Origin of the sequence: Pseudomonas neuropathica, from assembly GCF_015461835.1 — a bacterium.
Lineage (GTDB): Bacteria > Pseudomonadota > Gammaproteobacteria > Pseudomonadales > Pseudomonadaceae > Aquipseudomonas > Aquipseudomonas neuropathica.
On the sequence record NZ_JACOPX010000003.1, the window covers coordinates 98174 to 114488 of the forward strand.

Sequence of the window (16315 nt, forward strand, 5' to 3'; positions counted from 1 at the left end):
TCTCGCTTAATGGCTCAACCCGTACTTCTTCACTTTGTCGAACAGCGTGGTCTTGGCCATGCCCAATTCCAGGCTGGCCTGAGTCAGGTTACCGCCGCTGCGTTGCAGGGCGTCGCTGAGCAGGTTGCGCTCGAACGCTTCCACCGCTTCGGCAAACGCCAGGCCTTGTCCGCCACTGCTGGCGCCGGACTTTTTGAACGCCGGCAGGCCGAGGGCAAAACGTTCGGCGACGTTGCGCAGTTCGCGCACATTGCCTGGCCAATCGTGGCTCATCAGGTTCGACAGGGTCTGGTTGTCCAGCTCCGGCAGCGCGCGATCGAAACGCAGGGCCGACTGCTGGGTGAAGTGTTCGAACAGTTGCAGGATGTCTTCGCGGCGCTCGCGCAACGGCGGCAGTTCCAGGGTCACGACGTTGAGGCGGTAGTACAGGTCGCTGCGAAACTCGCCAGCCTTGCTCGCTTCGTCGAGGTCGGATTTGGTTGCTGCGATCACCCGGCAATCCACGGCCACGCTCTGGTTCGAGCCGAGACGTTCGAGGGTGCGTTCCTGCAGTACGCGCAGCAGTTTGATCTGCAATGGCAGCGGCATGCTTTCCACTTCGTCGAGGAACAGCGTGCCGCCGTCGGCGTGTTCGATCTTGCCGATACGGCGTTTGCCGGCACCGGTAAAGGCGTTGGCCTCGTGGCCGAAAATCTCGCTTTCAAAAAGATTTTCCGGCAGCCCGCCGCAGTTCAGCGCGACGAATTGCTTGCTGTGGCGACGACTGAAATCGTGCAGGCAGCGGGCGACCAGTTCCTTACCGGTGCCGGTCTCGCCTTCGATCAGCACGTTGGCCGAAGTGTCGGCGACGTTGGCAATCAGTTCGCGCAGGTTCTGCATCGCCGGCGAGCGGCCAATGATCCGCCCCTCAAGGGAGTCGCGCTCGGCCAGTTGCCGGCGCAGCGATGAGACCTCGCGGGCGAGGCTGCGTTGCTCCAGCGCCCGCCGTGCGACGTCGACCAGACGCTCCGGCGAGAACGGTTTTTCCATGAAGTCGTAGGCGCCTTTCTGCATCGCGCCGACAGCCATGGAAATGTCGCCGTGGCCGGTGATCAACACCACCGGCAGGCTGCGATCACGTTGCTTGAGGCGGGTCAGCAGTTCGAGGCCATCGATGCCCGGCAGGCGAATGTCGCTGATGACGATGCCGGCAAAGTTGTCGCCGACGCGCTCCAGCGCTTCTTCCGCACTGCCGACGCCGACACAGGGAATGTCTTCGAGGGTCAGCGCCTGTTGGCAGCCGAGCAGCACATGGGGGTCGTCTTCGACGATCAGCACACTAAGGTCGTGGTTCATATTGGCTCGGCAGGAGTAGGGCTTACCAACGGTAAACTGAGGACGAAGGTGGTGCCACCGCTGGCCGGGTGTTCGACACCCAGATGCCCGCCGGTGGCGGCGGCGAGGCTGGCGGAAAGGGTCAGGCCAAGGCCCAGGCCTTGTTCGCCGGGCTTGGTGGTGAAAAACGGTTCGAACAGATGCTTGCGCGCTTCAGCGTCGATGCCGTGACCGTTGTCACGTACACGCAGGCGGTATTTGGCGTTGAATTCTTCACCCTCCAGCCACAGCTCGGGCAGGGGTTGCGCCTGCATGGCGTCGAGGGCGTTGCCGATCAGGTTGACCAGAATCTGTTCGAGGCGGGTCTGGTCGATCTGCACCTGGACATCGATGAACTGGCGGTGAATGTTGACCGCCGAACTCTCCAGGCGTGCCCCGAGCAATTGCAGCGCGGCCTCCACGGCTTTGCCGAGGCTGGCCTGGCCCTGGTTGTCACCGCGCCGGGCGAACGAACGCAGGCTGGCGGTGATCCGGCCCATGCGGTCGATCAGCTCGTTGATGGTTTTCAGATTGGTGCTGGCGACATCCAGTTGGCCCCGTTCGAGGAAGCGCACGGTGTTGCCCGATAGCGTACGCATCGCCGCCAGCGGCTGGTTCAATTCGTGGGCGATGCTGGTCGACATCTGACCGATGGCGGCGAGCTTGCCGGCCTGCACCAGTTCATCCTGCGCACGGCGCAGCGTCTCTTCGGCCTGACGCCGTTCGCGGATCTGGCTCTTCAGGCGCTCGTTGCTGGCGCGCAGATCAGTGGTGCGTTCGGTAATCCGACGCTCCAGTTGATTGTTGGCTTCCTGCAAGGCTTCGCGGGCGGCGAGACGGGTGGCGATGACCTTGCGCCGCTCGTTCCAGGCGATCAACAGGAATGCCACCAGCGCAAACGCGACGGCGACCAGAATCCCTTGGTTGATGGCTTCGCGGCGCAGGTCCTGCAACGGCGTGAGCAGGGTGAAATTCCACGGTGTGTCGCTCAGTGGCCGGGTTTGTGCCAGATAGCTGATGTCGTCATCGTCGGAGCGCACTTCGCTGTTGGCGGGGAAGGTCAGTTTTTCCACGCCTTCGGACAGGGTTTCCCGGGCCAGCGGTTGCAGTTCGTTGAGCGGGAACCAGTAGTACTGCAGGCTGCGGGCGAGTTTTTCTTTGGTTTCGTCGGTGAGCGGGATCACTGACTTGAGGCGTCGGGCCGGATCGCTGGAGAGAATGATGATGCCGTTCTCATCGCTGACAAAGGCTTCGAGGCGTGCGCGTTGCCAGCGTTCTTCCATGGCTTCCAGGCGCACTTTGACCACGGCGACGCCGATGATCTTGCCATGCTCTTCGAGGCCGTGGGCGAGGTAATAGCCGGGCTCGCCGTTGGTGCTGCCGATGCCGTAGAAACGCCCCGGCTCGCCGCGTACGGCTTTCTGGAAGTAGGCGCGAAAGGACAGGTCTTCACCGAGGTAACTGTCGACATCGCGCCAGTTGCTGGTGGCCATCACACGGCCGGTGGTGTCCATCACGTAGATGGCCCGACTGCGACTGCGCCGGTTCAGGCCTTCAAGGTAATCGTTGACCGTTTGCCGGTGTTCCGGGGTCGGGTCGGCCAGCAGCTGCGACACACTGGTTTCGAGTTCCAGCAGGCTGGGCAGATAGGTGTACTTGCTGATTTCGCTTTCGACGGCGCGGGCGTTCAGTTCGAGCTGACGCTGGCCGTTTTCGCTGAGGCTGCGAATGCCGAAATGCTCACTGGTCCAGAAGCCGGCGTAACCCAACCCGATCATCAGGACGATGACCAGTGGCGGCAGAAACAGATGACGAATCAGACGAGGCTTCACGGCAAGTGATGGCGGCGCGGCGCGATAGAGAGTGGGGTCGCATTTCATCACAGTTGCCTTGGGTCAACCACCACACTTGCAGGTTCACCGCTGTCCCTGTGGGAGCGAGCTTGCTCGCGAAGGGGGCGGATCACTCAACATCAATGTTGAATGTCAGTCCGCTTTCGCGAGCAAGCTCGCTCCCACAGGGATCAGTGTGATGGCGCAAGTACTCGGTTTTAGTGCTGCAGGATTTTCTCGAGGAAGTGCTGCGCGCGTTCGGAGCGGGCGCTGATGTCGCCGAAGAATTCCTCTTTCGGGCAGTCTTCGATGATCTTGCCGGCGTCCATGAAGATCACCCGGTCAGCCACTTTGCGCGCAAAGCCCATTTCGTGGGTTACGCACATCATGGTCATGCCTTCGTGGGCCAGTTGCACCATCACGTCGAGCACTTCGTTGACCATCTCCGGATCGAGCGCCGAAGTCGGTTCGTCGAACAGCATGACAATCGGGTCCATCGCCAGCGCACGGGCAATCGCCACACGCTGTTGCTGACCACCGGACAATTGCCCCGGATGTTTGTGGGCGTGAGCGGACAAGCCGACGCGCTCGAGCAATTGCAGACCTTTCTTGGTCGCCTCTTCCTTGCTGCGGCCCAACACCTTGATCTGCGCGATGGTCAGGTTTTCGGTGATGGTCAGGTGCGGGAACAGTTCGAAATGCTGGAACACCATGCCCACGCGCGAACGCAGTTTCGGCAGGTTGGTCTTCGAGTCGGCAATCGAGGTGCCGTCGACGACGATGTCGCCTTTCTGGAACGGCTCGAGCGCGTTGACGCATTTGATCAGGGTCGATTTGCCGGAACCCGACGGGCCGCAGACCACGATCACTTCGCCTTTCTTGACCTCGGTGCTGCAATCAGTCAGCACCTGGAAGTCCCCATACCACTTGTTGATGTTCTTGATAGAGATCATACGGCGAACCTTTTTTGCAGACGCTTGACCAGCAGCGAGGCGGAAAAGCTGATGATGAAGTAGACGACACCGGCGAAGATCAGGAACTCGTTGGACCGGCCAATGATGTCGCCGCTGGAGCGGGCGGAGTTGAGGAAGTCCACCAGACCCACGGTGTAAACCAGCGAGGTGTCCTGGAACAGGATGATCGACTGTTGCAGCAGCAACGGGGTCATCTTGCGGAACGCCTGGGGCAGGATGATCAGGCGCATGGTCTGGCCATAGGTCATGCCCATCGCTTGCGCGGCGGCCATCTGGCCTTTGGGGATCGACTGCACACCGGCCCGGACGATCTCGCAGAAGTACGCGGCTTCGAACATCATGAAGGCCACGACGCAGGAGGTGAACGCACCGATCGGCGTGTCTTCACCGGTGATCCAGCGCAGCACGAACGGCACCGCCAGGTAGAACCAGGTGATCACCAGCAGCAGCGGGATCGAACGGAAGTAGTTCACATAAGCGCCGGCCACCCGCGACAGCAGTTTGCTCGACGACAGGCGCATCAGTGCGAGGATGGTCCCCAGCACGATGCCGCCGACCACGCCCATGACCATCAACTGCAAGGTCATGACCATGCCGTTCCACAGGCCCGGGATGGCGGGGATGATGCCGCTGAAATCGAAGTCCATTATTTACCCCCCACGGAGATCAGGCCGGGCACTGCGACTTTCTTCTCGACCATGCGCATCAGCAACATCAGGCTCATGTTCAGGGTGAAGTAGATCAGCGTGGCCAGGGTGAAGGCTTCAAACAGGTTGGCCGAGAACTCAGCGGTCTGTTTGGTTTGCGCCAGCAGTTCCATCAAACCGATCAAGGACGCCACGGAGGAGTTCTTGAAGACGTTGAGGAATTCCGAGGTAAGCGGCGGAATGATGATCCGGTAGGCCTGGGGCAGCAGCACGTTCCAGTAGATCTGCGGCAGCTTGAAACCCATGGCGCGCGCGGCGGATTCCTGGCCGCGTGGCAGCGCCTGGATACCGGTACGCACTTGCTCGCAGACACGGGCGGCGGTGAACAGGCCCAGGCACACGACAACGCTCAGGTAAGCCGAGGTGGTCGGGTTGAGGTCCTGTTTGTACCAGTCCTGCAGGTTTTGCGGCAGCAGGTCGGGCACCAGGAAGTACCAGATGAACAGTTGCACCAGCAGCGGCACGTTACGGAACAGCTCGACGTAGCAGGTGGCGATGCCCGATACGATGCGGTTTGGCACCGTGCGCATGACCCCCAGAATGGAGCCCAGCAGCAAGGCGATGATCCATGCCACGATGGCGATGGCAATGGTCCAGCCCAAACCGGTGACGTACCAGTCGAGATAAGTCTCGCTGCCGACGCCGGTGGACTTGAAGAACACGCCCCAGTCCCAGTTGTAATTCATTAGGGTCTCCCCTCGAGATCGATCGATGTACAAGCACCCGCTTGGGGAAGATCCTTTCCCGCCTGACGCTGAACGTCAGGCACACGCGATCGGCTCGGAAACCGCCAGGTCGAGTGTTCCACAGTGAAGCCCGCAGGTAGTAACAGACGCCTGAGGGAGAGTGGCCCCCTCAGGCAGTAAGGTTAGTCAGGAATCAGATTTTTACGTCAGGCGCCGGCTTGTCGCTCGGGTTGGCGATCAGATCTTTTACCTTGTCGCTCATCGGGAAGTTCAGGTTCAGGCCTTTTGGTGGAACCGGGCTTTCGAACCACTTGCTGTAGATCTTGTTGATCTCGCCAGACTTGTACAGGGCGACGATGGCGTCATCGACAGCCTTCTTGAAGGCCGGGTCGTCTTTACGAACCATGCACGCATAGGCTTCGAAGGACTGTGGAGTACCGGTGATGATCCAGTCGTTCGGCTTCTTGGCCTTGGCTTCTTCGCCGGCCAGCAAAGCGTCGTCCATCATGAAGGCAACGGCGCGGCCGCTTTCCAGCATGTTGAAGGATTCGCCGTGGTCTTTGGCGGAGATGATGTTCATGCCCATCTGCTTGTCGGCGTTCATCGCTTTGATGATGCGCTCGGACGTGGTGCCGGCAGTGGTCACGACGTTTTTGCCTTTGAGGTCGGCGAAGTCAGCGTAGGACGGCTTGCCATCCTTGTCTTTCTTGACCAGCAGACGGGTGCCGATTTCGAAGATGTTGACGGTGAAGTCGACTTGCTGAGCGCGTTCGGCGTTGTTGGTGGTGGAGCCGCACTCGATATCCGCGGTGCCGTTCTGGATCAGCGGGATACGGGTTTGCGAGGTTACCAGGTTGTATTTGACCTGCAGGTCTGGCTTGTTCAGGTCTTTTTTCAGGGCTTCAACGATGGCCACTTGAATGTCGTGGGAGTAGCCCACTGGTTTGCCGGAAGCATCCGCGATGTAGGAAAACGGAATGGAGCTGTCGCGGTGAGCGAGCGTGATGGTGCCCGAATCGTTGATTTTCTTCAGGGTGCCGGTGAGCTCGGCGGCGAAAACTGGCGTGCTGATCAGAGCGGCCGCAATGGCTGCGCCCAGGATATGGGGAACGATGCGCATCAAATTTTCCTCGAATTGTTTTTTTTATGGAGCCAGTTCGTCGGCCCTTTTGTGCTTCGAATGCCTGACGGCTCCTGAAGTGTTGGCACAACAAGCATTCGTCGAGAGAGTGTAGAGCATGACTCGTGCCAGACCAGGGAGATGTACTTAACTTTATGATTTATAACGTTATTAAAGTTTTGTGATGGTTTGTTTTGGTGTAACTGATCCGGTTTACCGAATCGACCGAGAAGTCGCGTTCGGAAAACCGAACGATCAAAAGCCCCTAACCCTCTCCCAGAGGGAGAGGGGACCGACCGCGTTGTTTGGGCAAGTTACGCCGACCTGGAATACCGAGTCGAACTCAGGATTTACAGAGCACCTCGATCGACTCCCTTCCCCCTCCAACCCCTGGGGGTGAGGGGGAAACGATCAAACTGACACAATCACATTTTGCAGAGCCCACAAAACAAAAAGCCCCTGAATCTCTCAATTCAGGGGCTTTCGTTTAAGCGATGTTCAGATCACGCCGCTTCAATCTTGCTACGGTTCTGCTCGACCTTACCCAGGTACGCCGCCAGTTTCTCCTGCTCGGCCGGAGTGGTGAACAGGCCCAGCTTGCTGCGGCGCCACAGAATGTCGTGGGCCGTGGTTGCCCACTCTTCGCTGCACAGGTAATCGACTTCGCGGGTGTAGAGCCCGCCGCCGATGTGTTCGCCCATGTCCGCGAGGCTTTCCACACCTTCAAGCATGCGCCAGGTCCGGCTGCCGTAGGTGGTGGCCCAGCGGCGGGCGATCTCGGTCGGTACGAAGTCGAACTTGTCGCGGATCTGCGCGCACAAGGCTTGCGGGGTGGTCATGTCCTCGCCGCCAGGCAGGGTAGCGGTGGCGGTCCAGTTCGGGCGCATCTGGGTGAAGAACGGCATCAACTGTGCCATCGCCGACTCGGCGAGCTTGCGGTAGGTGGTCAGCTTGCCGCCGAACACCGACAACAGCGGTGCCTCTTCAGTGCTGCCCGACAAGGCCAGGGTGTAATCACGGGTGACGGCCGACGGATTGTCGGATTCGTCGTTGCACAGTGGGCGTACGCCAGAGTAGCTGTGCTGGATGTCGTCACGGCTGATCTGCTGCTTGAAGTGGGCGTTGACCACTTTCAACAGGTAGTCGGTTTCGGCGTCGGTGATTGCCACTTTCGCCGGATCACCGGTGTACTCACGATCGGTGGTGCCGATCAGGGTGAAGTGGTTCAAATATGGAATGGTGAAGACGATGCGCTGATCTTCGTTTTGCAGAATGTGCGCGTGATCGCCTTCGTACAACTTCGGCACGATGATATGGCTGCCCTGGATCAAACGGATGCCGTAAGGCGATTCCATCTTCAGGTCGTCACGAATGAACTTGGCAACCCACGGGCCGGCGGCGTTCACCAGCGCTTTGGCGGTGATCGAAAACAGGCTGCCGTCGGCACGTTCCAAATGCAGGTGCCACAGGCCTTTGGTGCGACGGGCGCTGACGCACCGGGTCTGGGTGTGCACGTGAGCGCCTTTTTCGCGGGCGGCCATGGCGTTCAAGACAACGAGGCGGGCGTCATCGACCCAGCAGTCGGAATATTCGAAGCCTTTCTTGATTTCACTTTTCAGCGCGCTGTCGGCGCCGAACTTCAGGCTTTTCGAACCTGGCAGTTTTTCGCGCTTGCCGAGGTTGTCATACAGGAACAGGCCAGCGCGGATCATCCACGCCGGACGCAAGTGTGGACGGTGCGGCAACACGAAACGCATCGGTTTGACGATATGCGGCGCCTTGGCCAGCAACACTTCGCGCTCAGCCAGTGCTTCCCGCACCAGACGGAATTCGTAATGTTCGAGGTAGCGCAGGCCGCCGTGGATCAGCTTGCTGCTGGCCGACGAGGTGTGGCTGGCCAGATCGTCTTTTTCGCAAAGGAACACCGAAAGCCCGCGACCGGCGGCATCCGCTGCGATCCCCACGCCATTGATCCCGCCGCCAATGACGGCGATGTCGTAGATCTCGGAGATTGGGGGCGTACGCAAGGTAGAGGTGGACATCGGCTGGCCTCGGGTTCTTTTGATTTTCTATATTGGAAATCGAACATGAATGTTCATTTGCGAAAATGGTAGCCCATAAACACCCGCGCAGCCAGTCACGTTCGATTGAAAAAACTCATCGAAGGGCGGTTAAAAGAAAATTTTCGAACATTAAAAGCAAAAGATCGCAGCCTACGGCAGCACCTACAGGTCAAGTGAACCCATGTAGGAGCTGCCGAAGGCTGCGATCTGTTGATCTTGCGGGTTAAACGACTTCCAGGCGAATCTTGTGCTGGCTCAACAACTGCGCCAGCGCCGGCACCGGCTGCTGATCGGTTACCAGGCAATCGATCAGGCTGATCGGCCCCAGGCGAATCATCGCGTTACGCCCGAACTTGCTCGAGTCCGCCGCCAGAATCACCTGCCGCGCATTGGCAATGATCGCCTGGGAAACCCGCACTTCCTGATAGTCAAAGTCGAGCAAACTGCCGTCTTCATCAATCCCGCTGATCCCGACCAGCGCAAAATCAACCTTGAACTGATTAATGAAATCCACACTCGCCTGACCGACCACGCCGCCATCACGGCGCACATTGCCGCCGGTCAGCAGTACATCGAAATCATCCTTGGCACTGAGCATCGACGCCACATGCAGGTTGTTGGTGATGATCTTCAGATGATTGTGGTTGAGCAGGGCGCGGGCAATCGATTCGGTGGTGGTGCCGATATTGATGAACAGCGAGGCGTGATCGGGGATCTGGGCGGCGATGGCTTCACCGATGCGTTGTTTTTCATCGCGCATCTGGTCGGCGCGCATCGCATAGGCAGTATTTTCGACGCTGGAATCGTAGGCTGCGCCACCATGGTAGCGACGCAACAGATTAGCTTCCGCGAGCTGATTGATGTCGCGGCGGATGGTTTGCGGGGTAACAACGAACAGCGTGGCCATTTCCTCGATGCTCACATAGCCGCGTTCGCGGACCAGCTCGAGGATTTGCTGCTGACGGGGAGGCAGATTCATGGGGCTTCCTTTGGGCTGCCGTGCAAAATTTGCCCATGATGCCGCAGGAATCCGCTCCCGACCAGTTAGATGCCTATCTGGATCTGAAGGTTGGCTTATTCAGCGTCTTCACGCGCCCAGTCACGGGTGCGGCTGACGGCTTTCTTCCAGCCTTTGTACAGCTTCTCTTTCTCGGTTTCGTCCAGGCTCGGTTCAAACTCACGCTCGATCACCGCTTTACCACGCAGTTCGTCCAGGCTGCCCCAGAAACCGCACGCCAGACCGGCCAGATACGCGGCGCCAAGTGCAGTGGTTTCGCGCATTTGCGGACGCTCGACCTGCGTGCCGAGGATGTCGGCCTGGAACTGCATGAGGAAGTTGTTCGCCACCGCGCCGCCGTCCACGCGCAGGGCTTTGAGGCGTTCGCCGGAGTCTTGCTGCATGGCGTCGAGCACGTCGCGAGTCTGGTAAGCGATCGACTCCAGCGCGGCGCGGATGATGTGATCCACGCGCACGCCGCGAGTCAGGCCGAACAGCGCGCCACGGGCATACGGGTCCCAGTACGGCGCGCCCAGACCGGTGAAGGCTGGCACCAGGTACACGCCGTTGCTGTCTTTTACTTTATTGGCGAAGTATTCGGTGTCGTGGGCGTCGTTGATGATTTTCAGTTCATCGCGCAGCCACTGCACGGTCGAACCGCCGTTGAACACCGCGCCTTCCAGCGCATAAGCCACTTCGCCACGCGGGCCGCAAGCGATGGTGGTGAGCATGCCGTGCTGGGATTTCACCGCTTTGTCGCCAGTGTTCATCAGCAGGAAGCAGCCGGTGCCGTAGGTGTTTTTCGCTTGACCCGGCTCCACGCACATCTGCCCGAACAACGCGGCTTGCTGGTCACCGGCGATACCACCGATGGCAATGCCGCTCTTGGTGCGACCGTAGATTTCCGAAGAAGCCTTCACTTCCGGAAGCATCTCGCGCGGGATGTCGAGGATTTCCAGCATCTTCGAATCCCATTCCAGCGAATGGATATTGAAGAGCATGGTGCGCGACGCGTTGGTGTAGTCGGTAACGTGCACCTTGCCGCCGGTGAATTTCCAGATCAGCCAGCTATCGACGGTGCCGAACAGCAGTTCGCCGTTGCGCGCTCGTTCGCGGCTGCCTTCGACGTTGTCGAGGATCCACTTCAGTTTGGTGCCGGAGAAGTACGGGTCGGTAACCAGGCCAGTGTTGTCGCGGATGTAGTCTTCGTGGCCATCGCGCTTGAGCTGCTGGCAGATCTCGGTGCTGCGGCGGCACTGCCAGACGATGGCGTTGTACACCGGGCGGCCGGTGGTCTTGTCCCAGACCACGGTGGTTTCACGCTGGTTGGTGATGCCGATGGCAGCCACCTGATCGTGATGCAGGCCAGCCTGGGCCAGCGCTTCAACCATCACCGCGCTCTGGGTGGCGAAGATTTCCATCGGGTCGTGTTCAACCCAACCGGCTTGCGGGTAATGCTGGGCGAATTCGCGCTGCGCGGTGCAGACCACGTTCGCGTCGCGGTCGAAAATGATCGCGCGGGAGCTGGTCGTACCCTGATCGAGGGCAATGATGTAGTTCTTATTCTGAATGTCGGTCATGTCGATTGCCTTGGACGAAATAAGGGAGATTGGGCCGTGGCGCAGGCTCTATAGGGCAGGAGCCGGCGCCGACTGTTTCAAGAAGTTCTTGGTTTGCCGTCAATGGCCGGTTCTGCATCCTTTGTAGCAGGTGTGGCGCCGGTCAGGTGACGGGCGATGAGCCCGCGATACCCGGCAGCGCCGAGGCAGGCACCGACAATCGGTGCAAAAATCGGAATCAGGAAATACGGAATATCACGGCCGCCAGTGAAGGAAATTTCACCCCAGCCGGCGAAGAAAGTCATCAGTTTCGGACCGAAGTCACGCGCCGGGTTCATGGCGAAACCGGTCAACGGTCCCATCGAACTGCCGATCACGGCAATCAGCAAGCCGATCAGCAGCGGTGCCAGCGGGCCTTTCGGCAGGCCGTTGTTGTCATCGGTCAGGGACATGATCACGCCCATCAGGATCGCCGTGATGATCATCTCGACCAGGAATGCCTGGGCGGTGGACAGCACCGGGTTCGGGAAGGTCGAAAACACCGAGGCCAACTCAAGGCTGGCGGCCGAACCACGGACCATTTGGTGAGTTTGTTCGTAATCGAAGAAAAGATTGCTGTACAGCGTGTAAACCAGCAGCGCGCCGCAGAAGGCGCCGGCGATCTGGGCAAGAATATAGAACGGCAGTTTGCGCTTTTCGAAGTCGGCGAAGATCGCCAGGGCAATGCTCACGGCCGGGTTCAGGTGTGCGCCGGAAACTCCGGCGGTGAGGTAGATCGCCATGCTGACGCCGACGCCCCAGATGATGCTGATTTCCCATAGGCCGAAGCTGGCACCCGCGACTTTGAGCGCGGCGACACAGCCGGTGCCGAAAAAAATCAGTAGTGCAGTACCCAGAAACTCGGCCATGCATTGGCTCGAGAGCGTTGGTTGCTGTAAAGCAGTTGTCATTGAAAACCTCGTTTTTGTTGTTGTCTGGCGCGTTTGCCAACAGGGCAAGGCGCGATTTTCCCCGAGTAGGAATCCCCATTCCGTTCCCGGTTTACTGCTGAGTGCCGCTGTGACGACAATTCTTACATTATTCAGATTCGAAAAAATATAGACAAGAAACAAACCTGTCAAAGGTCGAAAGTGAACCGTCGGTCACAATAAAACTATTCGCTGGGTGAATGATCCTTTGTGGCCCAAGTGCGACAACGTGCGCTGAATGTCTGCGAGCCACGGGAATCGTGGCTTGGGATAGAGCCTTTTGGAGGCTGATCACCTAGAATCCGGCGGAGGTTTTTTTTGCCATTGCCGAGCCTGGAGCTTGCCATGACCCCTGCGTTGGACTTGTTGAAAAAAGTTCGTGCCGAACATCGCGTGCACAGTTACGAACATGACCCGAAGGCCGCGTCCTATGGCCTTGAGGCCGCAGAGAAGCTGGCACTTGAACCGGCACAGGTGTTTAAAACCCTGCTCGCGGCCAGTGAAAAAGGCGAGTTGCTGGTGGCGGTGGTGCCGGTCGTCGGAAGCCTCGACCTCAAAGGTCTGGCCCATGCCGCTGGCGTAAAAAAAGTCGAGATGGCTGACCCGGCAGCCGCTCAGCGCTCCACCGGGTATCTGTTGGGCGGCATCAGCCCGTTGGGGCAGAAGAAGCGCCTGCGTACCTTTATCGACAACTCGGCTCAGGGTTTTGCGACTATTTATGTCAGCGCCGGTCGGCGTGGCCTGGAAGTGGAACTGGCACCCGCAGTACTCGCCGAACACACCCAGGCCAAATTTGCCGACATCGGCCGTCCGTAGTCATTAATGCTGTATGTAAAAAATTGACGGGTTCTGTCACTGGCGCTGATCACAGCGTGGCTGCATCCTCTGTCGACTGGCTCAGGGAGAAAATTATGCAGCTCGAGTTTCATCAGGTCGACGCGTTCAGTGATCGGCCGTTCAGTGGTAATCCGGCGATGGTTTATCGGCTGGAGACGTGGCTCGCGGATGAGCTGATGCAGAAGATCGCCGCCGAACACAATCTGGCGGAAACCGCATTTCTGGTGCGCGAAGGTCAGGCCTGGCATATCCGCTGGTTTACCCCGACCACTGAAGTGCCGTTGTGCGGGCACGCCACGTTGGCCAGTGCTTATGTGCTGTTCGAGATCTACAAGGAAAGCGCCGAGCGTATCGACTTTACCTGTAAATCCGGTCCGCTTAGCGTCACGCGGGAAGGTGATCGGTTGTGGCTGGATTTCCCGTCGATCATGCCGTCTGAGATTGGTGTGACTGTCGACGTTGAGCGGGCGCTGGGTGTCGAAGCGGTTGATGTACTTGGCTCAAACGAATTGTTTGTGGTGCTGGAGTCGGAGCAGGCCGTGCTCGATTGCAAGCCCGACATGGTCGCTTTGGCCAAGCTGCCGTGGCTCGGCGCGATCGTCACCGCGCGGGGCAATCAGCACGACTTCGTCTCGCGCTATTTCGCCCCGGCAATTGGCATCAATGAGGATCCGGTGACCGGCTCGACGCATTGCAGCCTGATTCCGTATTGGTCGAAACGTCTGGGCAAGTCGAGCCTGACCGCGTGCCAGCGTTCAGCGCGGGGCGGGGAGTTATTCTGTCGTCTGGAGGGTGAACGGGTGAAGATTGGCGGCAATGCGACGCTGGTTGCGAGCGGCACCCTGATCCTCGGTTAAAAGCTAAAAGATCGCAGCCTTCGGCAGCTCCTACATTGATCCCTGTAGGAGCTGCCGAAGGCTGCGATCTTTTGATCTTTAAAGCGCGGTGCTGTAGCGGCGGACGCCGTTTTCCACTGCCGGGATTTGTGCGGCGGTGCTGCCGGAGGCCTGGAAAAGTACCAAGTGTTCGGCCGCTACACGAATCCCCACCTCCGCACCCACCTGATGATCCGCATGGCTGGGGAAAATCGATTCCAGCTGCGCACCCGTTGGCAATTGCAGGCGATACAGCGTCGAAGCGCCAAGGAACGTCTTGCCGACAATCCGCGCTTTCAACCCACTGTCCGGGGCATAAACAATGTCATCGGGACGCAGCAACACATCCACCGCGCCGCCAATCGGCCACGTATAAGCGCGATTCCCGCGCAACTCACCCAGTTCGGTCTGCACCGATTCCGGGCTGCCGAGTTGACCACGAATGAAGTAACCCTGACCGATGAAGCTGGCCACATAAGGCGTTGCCGGTTCGTGATACAGGTTGTACGGCGTGTCCCACTGCTCCAGTCGACCTTCCTTGAACACGCCAACGTGATCGCTGACGGCAAAAGCCTCTTCCTGGTCGTGGGTCACCAGAATTGCGCTGGTGCCACGCGCCTTGAGGATGTCGCGCACTTCATGGCTGAGCTTGCGCCGCAGTTCGCCATCGAGGTTGGAAAACGGCTCATCAAGCAGCAGCAATTGCGGCTCCGGCGCCAACGCACGGGCGAGGGCAACGCGCTGTTGCTGGCCGCCGGACAACTCGTGCGGGAAGCGCTTGCCGAGGTTTTTCAGGTTGACCAGTTCGAGCAGCTCTTCGGTGACGCGTTCCTTGTTCGGGTGCTTGCGAATACCAAAGGCAATGTTGTCGGCGACGCTCAGGTGCGGGAACAGTGCGTAGTCCTGGAACACCATGCCGATCCGGCGCTTTTCCGGGGCGAGGGTGAAGCCGGCGCTGGAAATGGTTTCGCCACCGAGGGTGATTTCACCTTCGTGCACCGGCTCAAATCCGGCAATGGCACGCAGGGTGGTGGTCTTGCCGCAGCCGGACGAGCCGAGCAGGCAGCCGATGTCACCGGCGTTGAGGTGCAGATTGAGGTTCTGCACCACACGTTGATCTTGATAGCCGCAAGCAAGGTTGCGCAGGTTCAGCAGTAATTCATGACTCATGCGTGGTGATATGCCGGTTCAACGAGGAACTCGAGCAGGGCCTTCTGTGCGTGGAGACGGTTTTCTGCCTGATCCCAGGCGACGGAGCGCGGGTCATCAAGCAGGTCGAGGCTGATTTCTTCGCCACGGTGCGCCGGCAGGCAATGCATGAACAGCACGTCCTCGGCAGCGAGGTCGAGCAGGGCGCGGTTGACCTGAAACGGCGCGAACAGCTTGAGGCGCTTGGCAGTTTCCTCTTCCTGACCCATCGAAGTCCAGACGTCGGTGCTCACCAGATGCGCGCCGCGCACGGCGTCTTGCGGGTCGCGGACGATGGTCACGCGATCGCCGGCTCTGGCGACGAACTCAGGATTTGGCTCGTAGCCTTCCGGGCAGGCAACGCGCAACTGGAAGTCGAACTGGATCGCCGCTTCTATATAGCTGTTGCACATGTTGTTGCCGTCGCCGATCCAGGCGACCGTTTTGCCCTGGATCGAGCCACGGTGTTCAAGGAACGTCTGCATGTCGGCCAGCAACTGGCACGGGTGCAGGTCATCGGACAGGCCGTTGATCACTGGCACGCGCGAGTTGGCGGCGAATTCGGTCAGGGTGCTGTGGGCAAAGGTACGGATCATCACCGCATCGAGCATGCTCGACATGACGATGGCGCAGTCGCCGATCGGCTCGCCACGGCCCAGTTGGGTATCGCGCGGCGACAGGAAGATTGCCTGGCCGCCGAGCTGGATCATGCCGGCCTCGAAGGAGATCCGGGTACGGGTCGAGGATTTTTCGAAGATCATCCCCAGCACGCGGTTTTTCAGAGGCTCGAACAGTACGCCGCGGTTACGCAGGTCCTTGAGCTCAACGCCTCGACGGATCACGCTGACCAGCTCTTCGGGCGTGCAATCCATCAGGGAGAGAAAGTGCCTTGCGCTCATCATTGACTACCTTTTGCTACAAACCGCAGATGCTCAAAGCCTTGTTTAACGGAACAACGGGCGAGACCTGCGGCGTAAGCCGCACGGGGCGACGAAATAGGGGAAGGCGCGATATTGACACTAAATGTCGCGTTTTTCCAATAGGCTACGGTTTTTGCGGGATTCGGAGGGCGCACTGAATGTTGCAGTCGCGCATTTGAAGCCGGGTTCAGGACAGCAGCGAGCCTCTTTGTACACTGGCCTTACAGGGCTTGGCA

14 protein-coding genes are annotated in these 16315 nt (G+C 59.3%); 2 read left to right on the forward strand and 12 right to left on the reverse strand.

The window, feature by feature from the left end; genetic code table 11:
* Positions 1 to 6: 6 nt before the first annotated feature.
* The 10 genes from aauR to H8F23_RS04415 form a co-directional block, all read right to left on the reverse strand.
* The gene (aauR, locus tag H8F23_RS04370; protein ID WP_007949592.1) at positions 7 to 1335 is read right to left on the reverse strand and encodes a two-component response regulator AauR; all 1329 of its coding nucleotides are present in this window, start codon (positions 1333 to 1335) and stop codon (positions 7 to 9) included.
* On the reverse strand, positions 1332 to 3233 hold the full coding sequence (gene aauS / locus H8F23_RS04375; protein ID WP_194933547.1) for a two-component sensor histidine kinase AauS: 1902 nt from the start codon (positions 3231 to 3233) through the stop codon (positions 1332 to 1334). Before aauS ends, aauR begins: the two co-directional genes overlap by 4 nt.
* A gap of 170 nt (positions 3234 to 3403) precedes the next feature.
* Complete coding sequence (locus H8F23_RS04380; protein ID WP_007963947.1) at positions 3404 to 4138, reverse strand: amino acid ABC transporter ATP-binding protein; 735 nt, start codon at positions 4136 to 4138, stop codon at positions 3404 to 3406.
* Entirely contained in the window at positions 4135 to 4806 is a 672-nt protein-coding gene (locus tag H8F23_RS04385; protein ID WP_003227756.1) for an amino acid ABC transporter permease, read from the reverse strand. Before H8F23_RS04385 ends, H8F23_RS04380 begins: the two co-directional genes overlap by 4 nt.
* The gene (locus H8F23_RS04390; protein ID WP_016986630.1) at positions 4806 to 5552 is read right to left on the reverse strand and encodes an amino acid ABC transporter permease; all 747 of its coding nucleotides are present in this window, start codon (positions 5550 to 5552) and stop codon (positions 4806 to 4808) included. The genes H8F23_RS04385 and H8F23_RS04390 overlap by 1 nt, the downstream gene beginning before the upstream one ends.
* A 193-nt stretch (positions 5553 to 5745) precedes the next feature.
* Positions 5746 to 6672, reverse strand: coding sequence for a glutamate/aspartate ABC transporter substrate-binding protein (locus H8F23_RS04395; protein WP_137219176.1), 927 nt, complete (start codon positions 6670 to 6672; stop codon positions 5746 to 5748).
* 503 nt (positions 6673 to 7175) lie between these two features.
* Complete coding sequence (glpD, locus tag H8F23_RS04400; protein ID WP_194933548.1) at positions 7176 to 8714, reverse strand: glycerol-3-phosphate dehydrogenase; 1539 nt, start codon at positions 8712 to 8714, stop codon at positions 7176 to 7178.
* 244 nt (positions 8715 to 8958) lie between these two features.
* A complete protein-coding gene (locus H8F23_RS04405) occupies positions 8959 to 9714 on the reverse strand; it encodes a DeoR/GlpR family transcriptional regulator (RefSeq protein ID WP_007916700.1) in 756 nt (251 codons plus the stop codon).
* Between the two features lie 95 nt (positions 9715 to 9809).
* Positions 9810 to 11312 carry a glycerol kinase GlpK gene (glpK, locus tag H8F23_RS04410; RefSeq protein WP_093430586.1) on the reverse strand — a complete coding sequence of 501 codons (1503 nt, stop codon included), beginning with the start codon at positions 11310 to 11312 and terminating at the stop codon, positions 9810 to 9812.
* Between the two features lie 77 nt (positions 11313 to 11389).
* The gene (locus H8F23_RS04415; RefSeq protein ID WP_016986645.1) at positions 11390 to 12241 is read right to left on the reverse strand and encodes an MIP/aquaporin family protein; all 852 of its coding nucleotides are present in this window, start codon (positions 12239 to 12241) and stop codon (positions 11390 to 11392) included.
* 363 nt (positions 12242 to 12604) lie between these two features.
* On the opposite strand from H8F23_RS04415, the gene ybaK reads away from it, so the two are divergent.
* Positions 12605 to 13075 carry a Cys-tRNA(Pro) deacylase gene (ybaK, locus tag H8F23_RS04420; protein ID WP_090285884.1) on the forward strand — a complete coding sequence of 157 codons (471 nt, stop codon included), beginning with the start codon at positions 12605 to 12607 and terminating at the stop codon, positions 13073 to 13075.
* Between the two features lie 95 nt (positions 13076 to 13170).
* Positions 13171 to 13953 carry a PhzF family phenazine biosynthesis protein gene (locus tag H8F23_RS04425; protein WP_194933549.1) on the forward strand — a complete coding sequence of 261 codons (783 nt, stop codon included), beginning with the start codon at positions 13171 to 13173 and terminating at the stop codon, positions 13951 to 13953.
* A gap of 78 nt (positions 13954 to 14031) precedes the next feature.
* Here the strand turns inward: H8F23_RS04425 and H8F23_RS04430 are convergent, their stop codons facing one another.
* Positions 14032 to 15141: an ABC transporter ATP-binding protein gene (locus tag H8F23_RS04430; protein ID WP_102901027.1), complete on the reverse strand. Its 1110-nt coding sequence runs from the start codon at positions 15139 to 15141 to the stop codon at positions 14032 to 14034.
* Positions 15138 to 16058: an ornithine carbamoyltransferase gene (gene argF, locus H8F23_RS04435; protein WP_093430582.1), complete on the reverse strand. Its 921-nt coding sequence runs from the start codon at positions 16056 to 16058 to the stop codon at positions 15138 to 15140. Before argF ends, H8F23_RS04430 begins: the two co-directional genes overlap by 4 nt.
* Positions 16059 to 16315 lie beyond the last annotated feature (257 nt).

Coding starts and splice junctions, on each gene's coding strand:
- aauR (WP_007949592.1), bottom strand. CDS start 1,335: ATGAACCACGACCTTAGTGTGCTGATCGTCGAAGACGACCCCCATGTG.
- aauS (WP_194933547.1), bottom strand. CDS start 3,233: ATGAAATGCGACCCCACTCTCTATCGCGCCGCGCCGCCATCACTTGCC.
- H8F23_RS04380 (WP_007963947.1), bottom strand. CDS start 4,138: ATGATCTCTATCAAGAACATCAACAAGTGGTATGGGGACTTCCAGGTG.
- H8F23_RS04385 (WP_003227756.1), bottom strand. CDS start 4,806: ATGGACTTCGATTTCAGCGGCATCATCCCCGCCATCCCGGGCCTGTGG.
- H8F23_RS04390 (WP_016986630.1), bottom strand. CDS start 5,552: ATGAATTACAACTGGGACTGGGGCGTGTTCTTCAAGTCCACCGGCGTC.
- H8F23_RS04395 (WP_137219176.1), bottom strand. CDS start 6,672: ATGCGCATCGTTCCCCATATCCTGGGCGCAGCCATTGCGGCCGCTCTG.
- glpD (WP_194933548.1), bottom strand. CDS start 8,714: ATGTCCACCTCTACCTTGCGTACGCCCCCAATCTCCGAGATCTACGAC.
- H8F23_RS04405 (WP_007916700.1), bottom strand. CDS start 9,714: ATGAATCTGCCTCCCCGTCAGCAGCAAATCCTCGAGCTGGTCCGCGAA.
- glpK (WP_093430586.1), bottom strand. CDS start 11,312: ATGACCGACATTCAGAATAAGAACTACATCATTGCCCTCGATCAGGGT.
- H8F23_RS04415 (WP_016986645.1), bottom strand. CDS start 12,241: ATGACAACTGCTTTACAGCAACCAACGCTCTCGAGCCAATGCATGGCC.
- ybaK (WP_090285884.1), top strand. CDS start 12,605: ATGACCCCTGCGTTGGACTTGTTGAAAAAAGTTCGTGCCGAACATCGC.
- H8F23_RS04425 (WP_194933549.1), top strand. CDS start 13,171: ATGCAGCTCGAGTTTCATCAGGTCGACGCGTTCAGTGATCGGCCGTTC.
- H8F23_RS04430 (WP_102901027.1), bottom strand. CDS start 15,141: ATGAGTCATGAATTACTGCTGAACCTGCGCAACCTTGCTTGCGGCTAT.
- argF (WP_093430582.1), bottom strand. CDS start 16,058: ATGAGCGCAAGGCACTTTCTCTCCCTGATGGATTGCACGCCCGAAGAG.